Below are 16,325 nucleotides of genomic sequence, written 5' to 3'. Positions count from 1 at the left end.
TATTATGCAAACCAATACACACACAAAAAGAACAGGTTTGTTAAAAACTCAAATTAGTAAAGAGTATACTGGAAAAGAAATAGCCAACGCTCAACTGCTTTTCGCTTCTATAAAAAAATCAAAACCCAAGCCCGACGGAATGGAAGTTTTGAATGGTTCAGCAGCTGGGACTTATAAATTTGCTGAAACCTCAAAAACAAAAGGATGCAAAAGGCAACAATTGGATTGCATTATTAAAATGACTCTTTTAGAGTAAAAAGTAATATTCAAAATTTAAAAACATGATAAAGCTAATAATCACAGCCACCACATTGCTTTTAACAATGGTAATGTCAGCACAATCTAAAACTAAAACCTTTAGTGAAGATATTCGCGGAATGAGTTGTAAGGGCGGTCTTGGAAGATGCGTTACCGAAACAATAACAGATAATAAAACAAACAATATGAAAAACTTTAATGTCATAAAACTTTCTCCCTATAGTATGATTCTCGAAATAGATTTGAATAATCTAAGTGTTGAAAATCAGAAGTTGTTTTTTGGTAAAGAATACGCCAAAATTGGGCCAAACGAAGAATTGGTTTTTTTACAAGATCAAGATTTTATTTTTGACATCAATACAATACTCTATTTAGAACTTGATCCAGGATATCGTCTGTTAAAAAGAGGAAGTTATCCTTTAGAAATTACAAAAGATAAAGTACATGTTACTCTTGCTTTATCGCCCTACAGATAGATTATTTTAAAAAAATTAACTCATGAAAAAAGCAAAATATACCTTGGTTTTACTACTTCTGTTTGTAAAAGCAACTGCTTTTTCAATTGTAGACAATGACAATCCGAATGTTTTAATAACCGAATTGTTAAATGAAATTAAAGCAATAAATCATAAATACGAATTGTTATTGGATGACAAACAATACCAATTAAAACAAGTAAATGAGGCATTATTTCTAGCCATTAGTACCGAACAAAAAGTGGATTTATTAGTCGAAAAAGACCGAATTAAAAATGAAATTTTCGAGTTAAAAGCAGAAAGTTCAGGAGAAATTTCTAAAATTCGTTATTTAAAAGGGTTGCAAATTATCAAAATTCTTTATGAAAAAGTTTTGAGTTTGGATCATCATTTTGCTTCGGTAAGAACCTTAAATGAAATCAATAAAATATCGAATCCGAATCAATATCCCGAATATGAAAAATTGAAAGATTTGGTATCGTCTAAAAAAGACAAAAAAAACGGATATGATTTAACATCTGTTCTAGGAACCAACACTATTGTTTCTGTTGTGCAAACCTTTACCAACATGCTTGGTTCTTCAATGTCTAGAGACGAAAAAGAAAAAGAATTAGCAAATGTAGATTGTATTCTCGATTTTACGCTTCGCATGCAAAACGATTTGAATACCATCTATTTTGAAACGGCTTTTCTTCAAAAAAGCAACGACAAAATCAAACTCGATATCGAACTTTTATTTAAAGATTATACTAAACCTATTAATTATGTTGCCACTTTAGAAAACTGTCGCACCAGCGATGATTGGGAAACGGTAACGCAAAAAATGGAAGAGTATTTAGCAACAATGAAAAAAGCAACAGGAACAGCACAATATAAAATGCAAGTCAACCTTGAGTTTCCAATTGATCGTTTGTTACAGTTTATCACTCAATACAACAACTTTATTGATCAAGGAGGTAAATTTTACGAAAAATTTAAAATTATTCTGAATAGCTATGAAAACGAAAAACAATGCGAAACCAAATTGCCTTTAGAATATAAAAAATTAAAAGCCGACATTGATGTAGCCATCGATAAATTCAACATTGCCTACAAGCCAGTAGAAATCAACGGCACAAAAATGAAGGAAATATTATACGGATTAAATGAATTTTGATCGATGATTTCAAAACGAAATAGTTAGTTAAAAATTGGGTTGATTTTTATCTTTAAAAAACGACAAGTTTATGACTGTCGTTTTTTTTATGTAAAATGACAAAAAAATCAGTTCCTATATTTACAAATGTCCATCAACATAATCTCCAAGGAAAATCAAAGTGTCATCAGAGGTTACTTTGGCCCTTTCCATGATTTGATGTAACGCTCTTAATCCGCCGTGAATGTCGCCAATTACTAGTTTTCTATGCATTGTTTTTGTTGTATTTCATTTTTCTTAAAATTCGCATCGCTTCTTTAAAGCTAAGGTAAATTGTTGGGTTTTTTTGGGTTTTCAAAAATGGTTTTGCTTCAATTAATTTTTGCTTGGCATCGTCAAAACCATTGAGATAACAAATCATTAAAGTGGAAGATAAATTCTCTAAATCTTTTTCTTCTCTTTCTGAAATTGGATATCCTTTTTCTATTTTTTTGAGTAATGCAATATTGGAATTATAAATATGATGCAACATTTTTTTGTTAAATGCTGGAGGTTCAAAAAGCATTTGGGTTTCCATTTTATAATACCCGTTATCAAAAAAATGTATCGTTACTTTTTCTAATGGATAATAACTTGTTTTATCATTCAACCCTAAAGGAACAAATTCGGTGATAGTAAAAGAATTTTCGTCAAACGAAATTGTAACAACATCTTGAGCAGAATAAAATAGTTTTATCTGCTCGTTTACTAATTCGATATCTACTCTTGAAAAATAAGTGGTTTCTCTCACTTTTTTAGAAATTCCTGCCCAACAAATGACAAACAATTCCTTAAAAACCTTATAATTTGAAGACATATCTCCGTGTCTTTCGACCATAAAATTCATTACACCATCAAGCGTATGGGCAATACTATTTCTAGAATTGTTTTCGATGCTAATAATTGTTTCAATATTTTGTTTGGTATATGGAATTTTTTCTTCTGTTGGAATAGAATTGCTTCCTCGACGAATAAAAACCGTATTGGCTAAAATAGTATGTATATTTTTCTTAAAAAACGAGACTTTGTGCTTCGGTTTTATAGTAACCAATCCTATTACTTTATCTTTTGGCAAGTTTGGAAAAGGCACATTTTCGTATTGAATTTTAGGTGGATTTTCTAGATAAGCATTCACCAAATTTTGTATTCGGCTATCGTCAAAAAAATCATCGCCCGTAATTTCGTTTTTTTCATCTTCTACACCTACAACGATATATGAGTTATTTGATGGATTAGAGTTAGACAGCGCGCAAATATGTTTTAAAAACTTAGCTTTCCCTTCTTTAGCATGTAAATTCAACTGCCGCTTTTTATCATAAAAAGTGTTCTCATCGTTGTGAGCTAGTAAATTCTTGATAAGAAGACGTTTGTTTATCACTTTTTTTTAGTTTGCAGTCTCAGTCTCAGTTTACAGCACAAAACTGCGACTGTAAACTGCGACTGTAAACTAAATTTACGGCACTTTATTTCCCATACTTTCAGTCCAAATAGCAAACCAATCTACTTGTTCCAAATTTAATTCTACTGCTTTCATCAAAGCTTGAATTCGGGCAATATTTACAGTTCCAGCTACAGGAATTACTTTTGACGGATGTTTTAAAATCCAAGCCAATAAAATAGTATCAGAACCTAAATGGTATTTTTCAACCAACTGAACTAGTAGTTTTTTCAATCGTCGTGTTTGTTCAATGTCTTCTCTAAAAACGGTTCCCAATGGATTCCATGACATGGGACGAATATCATGCGTTTGCATATAGTCCAAACTCCCATCCAACATAGCTTCAAAATGTGTTGCCGAAAACTGCACTTGATTATAACTAATCTCCGTTTTTTGACGAATCAATTCGGTTTGGGATGCTGTAAAATTCGATACTCCAAAATCAATAATTTTACCTTCTTTTTTTAGCTTTTCAACTGCTTCAGCAATTTCATCTGCGACCATCAAAGGACTTGGGCGATGTAAAAGCAACACATCTAAAAAATCGGTTTGCAAGTTTTTTAGAGAGTTTTCCACAGACCAAATGATGTAGTCTTTGGAATAATCATAATGTTTAATGGTGTTATTTCGTGAACCTGCGCTTTGAATACCACATTTTGAAACCAACTGGATTTTGTCTCTTGCTATTTTACTTTGGGTAAATGCTTTTCCAAAATCGGCTTCGGTGGTATAATTCCCATAAATATCAGCATGATCAAATGTGGTTATTTTATTTTCAACACACACATTGATAATGTGCGCCATTTCATAAGTATTCAATTTTTTGTCCCAAATTCCCCAGTTCATCGTTCCGGCAATTATAGGTGAAAGTTTTGTTTGCATGTGTTTGTTTTTTTTAATTAATAAGATTGCTGCTTTTTGAAAGCAATTTATCATCGTCTTGAAAAAAGAGTGAAAAAGATTTCGGTCTTAAAAATATGAAAAGAAAATCATAAATCATCCTTAATATTGGGATGTTTTACAAAGTTTTAACGGATTATTAACATCTGATAAGGGATTAAATTTTCAATTTTGAAATGTTAAAATTTTGAACTTAATTGAACATCATAAAAATAAAATTATGGAAGATAATAGTACTACAATTGACATAAGAGCTATCAATGAAAAAATTGAAAGAGAAAGTGCTTTCATTGATTTATTGACTATGGAAATGAACAAAGTTATTGTGGGTCAAAAACACATGGTAGAACGCTTACTAATAGGTTTATTGGGTCAAGGCCACATTCTTCTAGAAGGAGTTCCAGGTTTGGCAAAAACCTTAGCCATTAACACCTTGTCTAAAGCAGTTCACGGAAGTTTTAGTCGTATTCAATTCACGCCCGATTTATTGCCTGCTGATGTTATTGGAACCATGATTTATAACATTAAAGCCAACGAGTTTTCCATAAAAAAAGGACCAATCTTTGCTAATTTCGTGCTTGCTGATGAGATAAATCGTGCACCAGCTAAAGTACAATCAGCGCTGCTCGAAGCCATGCAGGAAAAACAAGTAACCATTGGCGATACTACTTTCAAATTAGACAAGCCTTTTTTAGTTCTTGCAACCCAAAACCCGATTGAGCAAGAAGGAACCTATCCTTTACCCGAAGCGCAAGTGGATCGTTTTATGCTAAAAACGGTTATCGACTACCCAAAAATTGATGAAGAACGTATGGTTATTCGTCAAAATCTGAAAGGCTCATACGAAAAAGTAAACCAAGTGGTTTCTGTAGACCAAATTTTACGAGCTCAAGAAGCCGTTCGCGAAGTGTATATGGATGAAAAAATTGAAAAATATATCTTAGATATTATTTTCGCTACTCGTTTCCCAGAAAAATACAAATTAGAAAGTCTAAAGCCACTGATTGGTTTTGGTGCTTCTCCACGTGGAAGTATCAATTTAGCAACTGCTGCAAAATGCTATGCTTTTATCAAACGTCGTGGTTATGTAATTCCTGAAGATGTTCGCGCTGTAGTTCATGATGTTTTGCGTCACAGAATTGGAATTACTTACGAAGCCGAAGCCGAAAATATTACTTCTGTGGACATCATTAACAAAATCGTGAATGAAATTGAAGTACCTTAATTCAAAGTTGGCAGTGGTCAGTTTTAAGTGGTCAGTTATTTATTTTTCATAGAAAATTTTACTGAACACTAATTTCTGAACACTGAACACTATCTAAAAATGGAAACAAAAGACCTTCTCAAAAAAGTCCGAAAAATAGAAATCAAAACCCGAAGATTGAGCGATCATATCTTTTCGGGCGAATATCATACTTCCTTTAAAGGACGTGGAATGACTTTTTCTGAAGTGCGTCAATACCAATATGGTGACGATATTCGTGCGATTGACTGGAATGTCACGGCAAGATATAACGAAGCTCACGTAAAAGTTTTTGAAGAAGAACGCGAATTGACCATGATGTTGATGGTAGATATTTCGGGTTCAGAAAGTTTTGGAACAAAAAATCAGTTGAAAAGCGAAATTGTTACTGAAATAGCCGCAACTATGGCTTTTTCGGCAACACAAAACAATGATAAAATAGGTTTGATATTATTTTCGGACCAAATTGAATTATACATTCCACCCAAAAAAGGAAAATCTCATGTGTTGCGAATCATTCGTGAACTAATCGAATTTCAACCGAAAAGTAACAAAACCGATTTGTCGCAAGCTTTGAAATTTTTATCGGGAACACAAAAAAAGAAAGCTATCGTATTTGTGATTTCAGATTTCATGGTTAATGATGATTATGAGAAAACCTTGAAAATAGCTTCCAAAAAACATGATGTTACTGGAATTCGGGTGTTTGACATTCGCGAAGAAAAAATACCAAACATTGGAATGGTAGAAATGGAAGATGCAGAAACAGGAGAAATTTTAGTGGTGGACACGAGTTCAAAAAAAGCACGAATGAATTATGAAAAACACTATCAAGAAAAAGTAAATTATTTTAAGGACATTTTTTCAAAATGTGGCTCAGGAACTGTTAACACGCGTGTTGACGAAAGTTATGTGACAAAATTGTTAAGTTATTTTAAATCGAGATAAAATTTACCGCAAAGTTCGCAAAGAGATACGCAAAGCACGCCAGTTTTGTTTTTCAAAAATATAATCTTTGCGAACCTTGCGAAAGCCTTGCGAACTTCGCGGTTAAGAAAACAAATGAAAATTAAATTATACATATTATTTCTTCTATTACCAACCTCACTTTTTGCCCAAAAAGTCACGACTTCTATAGACTCTACCAAAAAGAAAATTGGGGCTGAGTTCAAACTGACTTTGAAAACCGATGTTGATACATTTTCCAAAGTAAAATTTCCTAATGCGAAGTTTTTTGGCTCTTTGGAAGTAATCCAATCCTATAAAATAGACACCGTTAGAAATGGCGCTCGTTATGAACTGATAAAAAAATATGGATTAACTCAATTTGATAGCGGAAAATATACCATTCCAAGAATTCCAGTTTTAATAAACGGAAAACCTTCCTTTTCTGATAGCATAAAAGTGGAAGTCAATGATGTAAAAGTCGATACGCTTAAACAGAAAATGTATGACATCAAAGACATTGCCGTTGTTGACAGTCCGATAGGAAATTGGTGGATATATCTTTTGATTTTAATTGCTATTGGCGTTATTGGCTATTACGCTTACAAGTTCATCAAGCACAGACAAAGTCAACCCACAGTTGAAGAAATTGTTTTCAAAACACCAATTGAAAAAGCAACAACATTATTACAACAACTAGAAAGTAAAGAACTTTGGCAGAAAGGCGAAATCAAAAGTTATTATTCGGAATTGACGGATATTGCTAGAAATTATATTGAAGAAGAAATCAACATTCCAGCAATGGAAAGTACGACTTCGGAACTAATTGAAGGATTGCGAAAAGCTGCCAAACAAAAGAAACTAAAACTATCTAACGAAACGGTCGATAACCTAGAAAAAGTTTTAAAACAAGCCGATTTAGTAAAATTTGCTAAAGTAAAGCCGCTTGATTATGAAATTGAAGAAGATAAAAAACGTATCTCTAATTCTATAGTAACCATTCACAAATCAATTCCTGAAGTTGTTGAAGAAAACGATGAATTACAACTTTGGAACGAACAGCAAAAAGAATTGGCACGTTTACAAAAACTTAAAAAACAAAAACGCGTTAGAATAATTTCAACCGTTGGAATTGTTCTTGGAATGTTGCTGCTTTTTGTTTTGGGACTAATTTATTTCAAAGGTTTTGATTATGTCAAAGATAATTTCATTGGTCATCCAACTAAAGATTTAGTAGAAGGCGAATGGGTTTTTAGCGAATATGGAAATCCTGGTATAAAAATAGAAACGCCCAAAGTTTTAAAAAGAATGGATGCTTCTAAATCGCTACCAAAAGATGCCGCTGCTTTAATCAAAGACATGCAACTTTTTGAATATGGAAGTATTTTAGAAAATTTTAATATCGCGGTTTCAACACTTAGCTATAAACAAGAAGTACAATTAGACCTCGACAAAGCAGCCGAAGCCTTTCTAAAATCCTTGGAAAGTCAAGGCGCACAAAATATAATTGTGAAAACCGAAAATTTTGACACACAACAAGGTATCAAAGGTAAAAAAGCCTATGGCACAATGACTGCGCTTGATAAAATAAAAGGAAAATCAACAAAAATGTATTATGAATTATTGCTTTTTGGTCAAAATAATGGTTTGCAACAAATCCTAATTGTACATCAAGAAGGAGATAAATATGGACAACAAATTGGGGAAAGAATCTTGAATTCGGTTGAATTAAAAATGGCACAATAATGTTTAAAGAAGTCACTTTTTTAAATCCTGAATTTTTCTGGTTGTTTTTATTACTTCCAGCAGCAGTTGCGTGGCTATATTTTAAACGAAAACAACAAACTGCTACATTAAAAATGAGTTCGATTAAAGGTTTTCAAACACAAAAATCTTTAGTCGCTAAATTAAAACCTTATCTTTTTGTGTTGCGATTATTGGCTTTAAGCTCTTTAATAATCGCAATGGCAAGACCAAGAAAAGTGGACATTAGTAGCCAAACAAAATCAACCAAAGGAATTGATATTGTTATGGCAATGGACGTTTCAGGAAGTATGTTGGCCAAAGATTTAAAACCCAACCGAATGGAAGCGCTTAAAAAAGTAGCAGCCACTTTTGTTGAAGGAAGACCAAACGATAGAATTGGAATTGTAGTTTATGCTGCAGAAGCGTATACAAAAACTCCCGTAACTAGCGATAAAGCAGTTGTTTTAAATGCTATTCAAAGTATAAAATATGACAATGTAATTCAAGATGGAACTGGAATTGGGATGGGTTTGGCAACGGCAGTAAATCGATTGAAAGACAGTAAAGCAAAGAGTAAAATTATTATTCTTTTAACTGATGGCGAAAATAACGCTGGTTTTATTGAACCTGAAACCGCTTCGCAAATTGCCAGCGAATATGGAATAAAAGTATACACCATTTGTATTGGAACAAATGGAAATGCGCTTTTCCCCTATGCTTACGCACCAAACGGCGGATTTTTATTCAAAATGATGCCTGTTGAAATAGATGAAGATTTAATGAACGCTATTGCTAAAACAACTGGAGGCAAATATTATAGAGCAATAAACAATAAAAAATTAGAAGAAATTTACAACGAAATCAATAAGCTAGAAACCACTGAAATTGAAGAATTAAAATTCTATGATTATCAAGAAAAATTTAGGCCTTTTGTTTGGTTTGCTTTTGGTTTAGTATTAATAGAAATTGGTTTAAGAAACACCGTTTATAGAAGTTTTATTTAATAAATTAAACATAAAAAACACTAGGAAGGCACAATGGTCACGATGTTCAGTTACTAAAATAATCTTTGTGCACTTAGTGGTTAAGAAAAAATTATGTACGAGTTAGAAGAAAAAGGGTATTTATATTTCTTGATTGTCATTCCAATATTGGCAATGCTTTTCTTGTATGTATACTATTGGAAAGTAAAAAAACAAAAGGAATTTGGTAATTTAGATTTGCTAAAAAAATTAAGTCCAGAGAAATCGGTTTTTAAACAAGTTTTAAAATTCGTGTTAGTACTTTTAGGGTTAACGTTTATCATCATTGGACTAGTTAATCCAAAAATGGGAACCAAATTAGAAACTGTAAAAAGACAAGGAATAGATATAATTTTTGCGCTTGACGTTTCAAAAAGTATGTTGGCAGAAGATGTTGCACCAAGTAGATTGGAAAAAAGCAAACAATTAGTTTCTCAAATTATCAATCAATTAGGCAGTGATAGAATCGGAATTATTGCCTATTCTGGAAGTGCATTTCCTGTTTTACCCATAACAACAGATTATGGTGTGGCAAAAATGTTTTTACAAAGCATGAATCCAGGAATGATTTCAGCACAAGGAACATCAATTGACCAAGCGATAACTTTAGCCACAACGTTTGTTGACAAAAAAGACAAAACAAATAAGTTATTAGTCATCATTTCAGATGGTGAAGACCATACAGATGAGTACCAAGAAGCTTTAGAAGAAGCCAAAAAGCTCGGTTTAAAAATCCTAACCATCGGTGTTGGAACAGAAAAAGGCGGACCAATTCCGTTAAAAAGAAATGGTATAGTAGAGTCATTTCAAAGAGATCAAAACAACGAAGTGGTAATCACCAAGAGAAATGAAGAAGTATTAAAAACAGTTGCCAAAAGTGCCAATGGCGGTTATGTAGATGGTAATTCAACAAAAACCGTTTTGGATTATGTGAAAAATGCACTGGATAATATTCAAAAAACAGAGTTTGAAAGCACCCAAATGGCCGATTTTAAGTCGCAATTTCAATGGTTTTTGGGCTTTGGCTTTTTCCTATTATTTTTAGATATTTTCCTTTTAGAAAGAAAAACAAAATGGGTGAAGAAAATGAACCTATTTAATGAAAAAGACAATTAGACAATAGACTGATAGATGATAGACAGAAACAAATATTTGATGTTAATTTTTCTTTTCTTATGCTCATTCTTAGTGAAAGCACAAGAAAAGGAGAAAGATAAAAATTTGCCAAAAGGAAACGTTTCTTTTGAAGAAAAAAAATACAATGATGCCGAAGCTGAATATCGAATTTCAGAATCGAAAAATCCAAAAAAATCGATTGCTTCCTATAATTTAGGCAATGCTATTTATAGACAAAATCAAACGAATGAAGCCAAATATCATTATGCAAAAGCATTAAAAACGGCCAAAAAAAGAGAAGAAAAGCACAATGCCTTTCACAACATTGGGAACACGTTTATGAAAGACAAAGATTATTCTAACGCAGTGGAAGCTTATAAAAATGCCTTGCGAAATAATCCTGAAGACGAACAAACACGATACAATTATGCTTTGGCAAAAAAAATGTTGAAAGAAAATCCGCCAAAGAAAAATGACGATAAAGGCAAAGACAAGAAAAATCAAAAAGAAGACCAAAAAAAGAAAGACGATAAAGACAAAGGAAAAGACAAGGACAAAGACAAAGAACAAAAAGATAAAGACAATAAAGAAGGTAAAAACGATAAAAAAGATAACAAAGACCAAAATCAAGGAAAGCCACAACCTCAACCTGGTGGCGTTTCAAAAGAAAGAGTACAAAATTTACTTGATGCTGTGAACAACGAAGAGAAAAAAGTTCAGGATAAAGTAAATAAACAAAAGATTCAGGCCAATCCTAAAAAAGCAGAAAAAGATTGGTAATTTTTTAGAATAAACAATTTGAAAATGAAGTTATGAAAAAAGTAATTGTTTTACTGCTGCTATTATTTGAAACCACACTTATGGCTCAAGTTCAATTTGAAGCCAAAGTGAGCAAAAATACTTTGGGGTTAAATGAAAGACTTCGAATAGAATTTACCATGAATGCTGATGGCGATAACTTTATCCCGCCAAATTTTGAACAAAGTGGTTTTAAAGTGGTTGGCGGACCAAGTCAATCGGTGAGTCAATCTTGGATAAACGGAAAAAGTTCGTTCAATAAATCCTATATCTACATTTTACTGCCAACCCAAAAAGGCACTTTAACCATCAAACAAGCTGCTATTGAAATTAATGGACAGATTTATAAAACTATGCCCGTTAAAATAAATGTAACTAATGCTATAGAATTGCCAAAAGATCCAAATGAAATGCCTGCCATTTCTGCCGATGATAACATTTATTTGGTAGCTGATATATCGAAATCAAATCCATATCTTAACGAACCAATCACGGTAGTTTATAAATTGTATTTTAGTTATAACATTGGTATTTCTAATTGGCGTGAACTAAACAAACCAAAATACAATGATTTTTGGAGCCAAAATATTGACATAAAACAACTCGTAGCGCAAGAAGGCATGTTCAAAGGTGAACGTTACCGTTATGTAGTTTTGCGAAAAACCGTTTTATATCCACAAAAATCAGGTAAACTAGAAATCGAACCGCTTTCCTTGGATATTGACTGTCAAGTTCCAACAAACAGAAGAAATTTTTGGGGACAAGCTGTGATGACTGAAGACAACAAACGGGTATCAGCTGGAAGCAAAGTTATTACTGTTAAACCGTTACCGGAATCTGGTAAACCTGAAGATTTTTCGGGTGCTGTAGGCCGTTTTGATTTTAAAGTAATTCCGTCAAAAACAGTTTTGAAAAATGGTGAATCACTAGATTTAAATGTAAGTGTAACAGGAACAGGAAACCTAAAATTATTCACCTTACCAAAACCAGTTTTACCTGCGGCTTTGGAGATGTATGATCCAGTTCATGATGAAAATGTGTCAACACCTTTAACTGGAATGACTGGAAAAATATCGGATAAATACACTATAATTCCGCAGTATAAAGGCAATTATCAAATAAAACCATTGCGATTTACCTATTTTGATTTAAGCTCAAATAGTTATAAAACCATAACTTCTCAACCCATAACAATCAACGTTATGGATGGTCCAAGCGTAGCAAGTTCAGAAAAAGCAACGTCTAACGCTGTTTCGAAAAATAAAGTTGAGGTTACTAAAACATTTGCTTATAACAAGCAGAAAACAACTTTACAACCTATAGAAAAAGAGGATTTCATTGGTTCAGGATTGTTCTATTCACTGGTATTTTTACCGTTTTTAGCCATCCCATTTTTAATAATTGGGAAACGTCGTAAAGAAGCGTCTGACAATGACGTTTTTGGAAACAAAATCAAAAAGTCAAATGCTTTAGCCAAAAAATATTTATCAGAAGCCAAAAAACATTTGGGCAACAAAGAACCTTTTTACATTGCGCTGGAAAAAGCAATGCATAATTTCTTGAAAGCCAAAATACATATTGAAACCTCAGAAATGAGTAAAGAAAAAATATCCGAAATATTACAAGCTAGAAATGCACAATTAGATACTATTTCTGAATTTATAACACTTACAGAAAACTGTGAGTTTGCCCGATATGCGCCATCATCTGAAACGGCAATTCAGCAGGATTTTGACAAAGCTGTTGCTATAATTTCAGCGTTAGAAAAGCAAATAAAATAATATTTTTAACCACTAAGAGCACAAGGAAAGCACGATGTTCACAAAGAAATGTTTTTAAATAGTGGAAAAACAAATAAAATAATTTCTGAGCACAAAGAAGGCACAAAGTTCACTAAGCTCTATCTGAAAATAGTGCTCCTTGTGCCTTCTTTGTGAACTTCGTGGTTAAAAAACAAATGTGATTTTAAATAAAAAATATGATTACTGAAGAACATATATCAAAAATCGTATTTGAATCAGCGCTAAAAGTTCATAAAGTTCTAGGTCCAGGATTGCTTGAAAGTGCTTATGAAGAATGTTTGTTTTATGAATTAAAAAACAAAACTTAAAATTGAAAAGCAAAAATCACTTCCATTAATTTATGAAGACGTTAATTTAGAAGTGGGTTATAGAATTGATATTATCATTGAAGATAAATTTATTGTAGAAGTAAAATCGGTTGAAGCATTAAATGATGTTCATTTGGCTCAATTGCTTACTTACTTGAAACTGTCTGATTGTAAATTGGGCTTATTGATTAATTTTAATGTTAAACTTTTAAAAAACGGTGTTCGAAGAGTTATCAATGGTGCACTTTAAAATCTTTGTGTTCCTTGTGCCGTCTTTGTGAACTTCGTGGTTAAATAAAAATGAAAAAAATACTCCTATTATTATTATTCGTTTCCCAAGTATTTTGGGCACAAACCGCTTTTGAACAAGGCAATCAACAGTATCAAAAAGAAAATTATCAAGCTGCCATTTCCAGTTTTGAAAGTATCATAAACTCAGGAAAACAATCGGCTGAAGTATATTTTAATTTAGGAAATTGCTATTACAAATTACATAAAGTAGCACCAGCCATTTACAATTATGAAAAAGCATTATTGCTTAGTCCAAACGATTCTGAAATAAAAACAAACCTTGATTTTGCCCGTAAAATGGCAATTGATGATATCAAAGTCATTCCAAAAGTAGGTTTCGACAAACTCCTAGCCGATTTTACCTCAAAATATTATTATGATACTTGGGCTTGGATAGCGGTGGTTTTTGCCTTCTTGTTTTTAGCTTTTTTTGCGGGGTATTATTTTTCACAAAGAACAGTTATGAAACGTATTTTCTTTTTTGGAATGTTCCTATGGTTATTTGGAGTTTTCCTAAGTTCTGCTTCTGGATTTTATGAAAAAAATAGAATCGAAACTGAAAGACCTGCCATCGTTTTTGCCGAAACTGCGCCAGTAAAAAGCGAACCAAAAAATTCTGCATCAGATGCTTTTGTTTTACATGAAGGCACAAAAGTTTACATCTTAGAAAGCATTGCTAACTGGAAGAAAATAGAACTCACCGATGAAACCACGGGTTGGATTGAAGAAAATGCGATAAAGGAAATAAAGAATTAGTGTTCGGTGGTCAGTATCATTATCTTTGCAATCATAACTTAGAATTTAGAATTTGAAATTTAGGCAAAAAGTCTATTCTCTATCATCTATTTTCTTTTCTCTATTTTAAAATGTCAAGAGACGAACAATTAAAAAACCGCTGGAACAAAGTCGTTGAAATCCTTTCCAATCAGTTTGCTGAAGGCGAAATATTGGATTTAGATGCAATTATATACCTAATTGGAGTTCAAGAACTCGGGAAAGTACACCAAACTTTCAAAAAAGACGAAAAGCTCAACCTAATGCATATTGCTATATGCCGTTTACTCGAGCCTTATGGTTACTACGAATTTGAATTTTTCGATAAAGATGGTTGGCCTCATTACAAAGTAAAAGAAGAATTACCACCGCTAAAAGCAGGTGAACAATCGGTTTTAATGAAAGAAGCGATTGTGAATTATTTTTTGGAAAGGGAAGTTATTAACTAAAAACTTCCAACTTCTAACTTCTAACTTCCAACTTTTCCCTAAATTTGCACCTTTACAAAAATGACCATGATAGACAAGATTAATGAATATATTGGCGAGGCAAAAGCATTCGAAACAGATAATAAAGAGTCGCTCGAGCAATTCCGAATTAAATTTTTAGGTAGTAAAGGCTTACTCAAAGATTTATTTGCCGAATTTAAAAATGTGCCTAATGACCAGAAAAAGGAATTTGGTCAAGTCATAAATACACTAAAGAACACTTGTGAAGAAAAGGTAAAATCCATTCAAGAAGCGCTAGAAAGTAAAGTGGAAAGTGTTGGGATTTATGGCGATTTAACACGTCCTTCTGAACCTATTGCTATTGGTTCTCGTCATCCAATTTCTATTGTAAAAAATCAAATTATCGATATTTTTTCTACCATTGGCTTTAATGTTTCCGAAGGTCCAGAAATCGAAGACGATTGGCATAATTTCACTGCCTTAAACTTGCCCGAATATCATCCAGCAAGAGATATGCAGGATACTTTTTTCATCCAAACCAATCCTGATGTTTTACTCAGAACACACACCTCATCTGTTCAGGTTCGTTATATGGAAAACAATAAACCACCAATTCGTACGATTTCTCCGGGAAGAGTTTTTCGTAATGAAGCGGTATCATCGCGTTCACATTGTATTTTCCATCAAGTGGAAGGATTGTATATTGACAAAGATGTTTCGTTTGCCGATTTAAAACAAACACTTTTATATTTCACCAAAGAAATGTTCGGAAAATCAAAAATTCGTTTGCGTCCAAGTTACTTTCCTTTCACAGAACCAAGTGCCGAAGTTGATATTTATTGGGGTTTAAAAACCGAAACCGATTACAGAATCACTAAAGGAACAGGTTGGCTGGAAATAATGGGTTGTGGAATGGTTGATCCAAATGTTTTGAAAAACTGCGGCATTAATCCTGACGAATACAACGGATTTGCTTTCGGAATGGGAATAGAACGTATTGCAATGTTATTGTACCAAATTGGTGACATCAGAATGTTCTATGAAAATGATGTTCGTTTCTTGGAACAGTTTAAAGCGAGTATATAAATAAAGTTTAAAGGGATAAGGGAAAAGACAAAAGTTTCTTATCCCTTATTACTTGTCCCTTATTACTTATCCCTATTTCCTTAAAAAAATGAAAAAAGACATCGAAATCCCAAAAGTTGAAAACGTTTTCCTTGCTGCCGTTCAAGAATGGAGCGATGATTTTATGGAAAAAGTTTGGTACGTGTATCTGGTTAACGATTCTGACTATGATATTGAGAATGTAATGGTCGTTTCAAACGCATTTGGAACAATTGATGGTGAAATGAAAAAAACCTCGCTATTGCGCCATGCTTTTGTTAAAGTTCCCGCTGTTTCAGTAGTAAAAATAGAATTATTAGAAAAAGAAGTTTTACGATTGAACAACGAATTTATGGTGACTTACTTCATTGAAAATACACTATATGATAAAAAATTCATCTTCAGAGCGCAAACCATCACACCCGATTATGTAGAAGAAGTGCCGATTTTATTTGTTGATGGTATTATCGTAAGGTAAATT

16 protein-coding genes and 2 pseudogenes are annotated in these 16,325 nt (G+C 32.7%); 15 read left to right on the top strand and 3 right to left on the bottom strand.

Going from position 1 to position 16,325, the window contains the following annotated elements; translation table 11 throughout:
- Window positions 1–37 precede the first annotated feature (37 nt).
- From WFZ85_RS03095 to WFZ85_RS03085, 3 genes are read left to right on the top strand one after another with little or no spacing between them, the layout of a single operon-like run.
- Window positions 38–256, top strand: a complete 219-nt coding sequence (locus tag WFZ85_RS03095) for a hypothetical protein (RefSeq protein ID WP_342694819.1) — start codon at window positions 38–40, stop codon at window positions 254–256.
- Window positions 257–281: 25 nt separating this feature from the next.
- Window positions 282–734 carry a hypothetical protein gene (locus WFZ85_RS03090; protein ID WP_342694818.1) on the top strand — a complete coding sequence of 151 codons (453 nt, stop codon included), beginning with the start codon at window positions 282–284 and terminating at the stop codon, window positions 732–734.
- 22 nt (window positions 735–756) lie between these two features.
- Window positions 757–1,890: a hypothetical protein gene (locus tag WFZ85_RS03085; protein WP_342694817.1), complete on the top strand. Its 1,134-nt coding sequence runs from the start codon at window positions 757–759 to the stop codon at window positions 1,888–1,890.
- Window positions 1,891–2,019: 129 nt separating this feature from the next.
- Here the strand turns inward: WFZ85_RS03085 and WFZ85_RS03080 are convergent.
- The 3 genes and pseudogenes from WFZ85_RS03080 to WFZ85_RS03070 all read right to left on the bottom strand — a co-directional run.
- A pseudogene (locus tag WFZ85_RS03080) lies at window positions 2,020–2,142 on the bottom strand (metallophosphoesterase); the annotation flags it as partial.
- A complete protein-coding gene (locus WFZ85_RS03075) occupies window positions 2,135–3,286 on the bottom strand; it encodes an ATP-binding protein (protein WP_342694816.1) in 1,152 nt (383 codons plus the stop codon). The pseudogene WFZ85_RS03080 and the gene WFZ85_RS03075, both read right to left, overlap by 8 nt.
- Window positions 3,287–3,361: 75 nt before the next feature.
- Window positions 3,362–4,228, bottom strand: coding sequence for an aldo/keto reductase (locus WFZ85_RS03070; RefSeq protein WP_342694815.1), 867 nt, complete (start codon window positions 4,226–4,228; stop codon window positions 3,362–3,364).
- A 238-nt stretch (window positions 4,229–4,466) separates the two neighbouring features.
- Between WFZ85_RS03070 and WFZ85_RS03065 the strand changes: the two genes are divergently transcribed.
- The 12 genes and pseudogenes from WFZ85_RS03065 to WFZ85_RS03010 all read left to right on the top strand — a co-directional run bounded on the left by WFZ85_RS03065 (window position 4,467) and on the right by WFZ85_RS03010 (window position 16,322).
- Window positions 4,467–5,471, top strand: coding sequence for an AAA family ATPase (locus tag WFZ85_RS03065; RefSeq protein WP_342694814.1), 1,005 nt, complete (start codon window positions 4,467–4,469; stop codon window positions 5,469–5,471).
- Between the two features lie 99 nt (window positions 5,472–5,570).
- Window positions 5,571–6,437 carry a DUF58 domain-containing protein gene (locus WFZ85_RS03060; RefSeq protein ID WP_342694813.1) on the top strand — a complete coding sequence of 289 codons (867 nt, stop codon included), beginning with the start codon at window positions 5,571–5,573 and terminating at the stop codon, window positions 6,435–6,437.
- 114 nt (window positions 6,438–6,551) lie between these two features.
- Window positions 6,552–8,180 carry a hypothetical protein gene (locus tag WFZ85_RS03055; RefSeq protein ID WP_342694812.1) on the top strand — a complete coding sequence of 543 codons (1,629 nt, stop codon included), beginning with the start codon at window positions 6,552–6,554 and terminating at the stop codon, window positions 8,178–8,180.
- A complete protein-coding gene (locus WFZ85_RS03050) occupies window positions 8,180–9,184 on the top strand; it encodes a vWA domain-containing protein (protein WP_342694811.1) in 1,005 nt (334 codons plus the stop codon). The genes WFZ85_RS03055 and WFZ85_RS03050 overlap by 1 nt, the downstream gene beginning before the upstream one ends.
- 93 nt (window positions 9,185–9,277) lie before the next feature.
- Window positions 9,278–10,318, top strand: coding sequence for a VWA domain-containing protein (locus WFZ85_RS03045; RefSeq protein WP_342694810.1), 1,041 nt, complete (start codon window positions 9,278–9,280; stop codon window positions 10,316–10,318).
- A gap of 15 nt (window positions 10,319–10,333) precedes the next feature.
- Window positions 10,334–11,098: a tetratricopeptide repeat protein gene (locus WFZ85_RS03040; RefSeq protein WP_342694809.1), complete on the top strand. Its 765-nt coding sequence runs from the start codon at window positions 10,334–10,336 to the stop codon at window positions 11,096–11,098.
- A gap of 32 nt (window positions 11,099–11,130) precedes the next feature.
- The gene (locus tag WFZ85_RS03035; RefSeq protein WP_342694808.1) at window positions 11,131–12,897 is read left to right on the top strand and encodes a BatD family protein; all 1,767 of its coding nucleotides are present in this window, start codon (window positions 11,131–11,133) and stop codon (window positions 12,895–12,897) included.
- 197 nt (window positions 12,898–13,094) lie between these two features.
- Window positions 13,095–13,476, top strand: a pseudogene (locus WFZ85_RS03030) (GxxExxY protein).
- Window positions 13,477–13,526: 50 nt separating this feature from the next.
- Window positions 13,527–14,273 (top strand): tetratricopeptide repeat protein, encoded by a 747-nt coding sequence (locus WFZ85_RS03025; RefSeq protein ID WP_342694807.1) that lies wholly within the window; start codon window positions 13,527–13,529, stop codon window positions 14,271–14,273.
- Window positions 14,274–14,383: 110 nt separating this feature from the next.
- Window positions 14,384–14,740, top strand: coding sequence for a hypothetical protein (locus tag WFZ85_RS03020; protein WP_342694806.1), 357 nt, complete (start codon window positions 14,384–14,386; stop codon window positions 14,738–14,740).
- Window positions 14,741–14,806: 66 nt separating this feature from the next.
- Window positions 14,807–15,826, top strand: coding sequence for a phenylalanine--tRNA ligase subunit alpha (gene pheS / locus WFZ85_RS03015; protein WP_342694805.1), 1,020 nt, complete (start codon window positions 14,807–14,809; stop codon window positions 15,824–15,826).
- An 88-nt stretch (window positions 15,827–15,914) separates the two neighbouring features.
- Window positions 15,915–16,322, top strand: a complete 408-nt coding sequence (locus WFZ85_RS03010) for a hypothetical protein (protein ID WP_342694804.1) — start codon at window positions 15,915–15,917, stop codon at window positions 16,320–16,322.
- Window positions 16,323–16,325 lie beyond the last annotated feature (3 nt).

It is taken from the genome of Flavobacterium aureirubrum, from assembly GCF_038739835.1.
Classification (GTDB): Bacteria; Bacteroidota; Bacteroidia; order Flavobacteriales; family Flavobacteriaceae; genus Flavobacterium; species Flavobacterium aureirubrum.
This window is presented reverse-complemented; position numbering and strand designations above follow the sequence as displayed.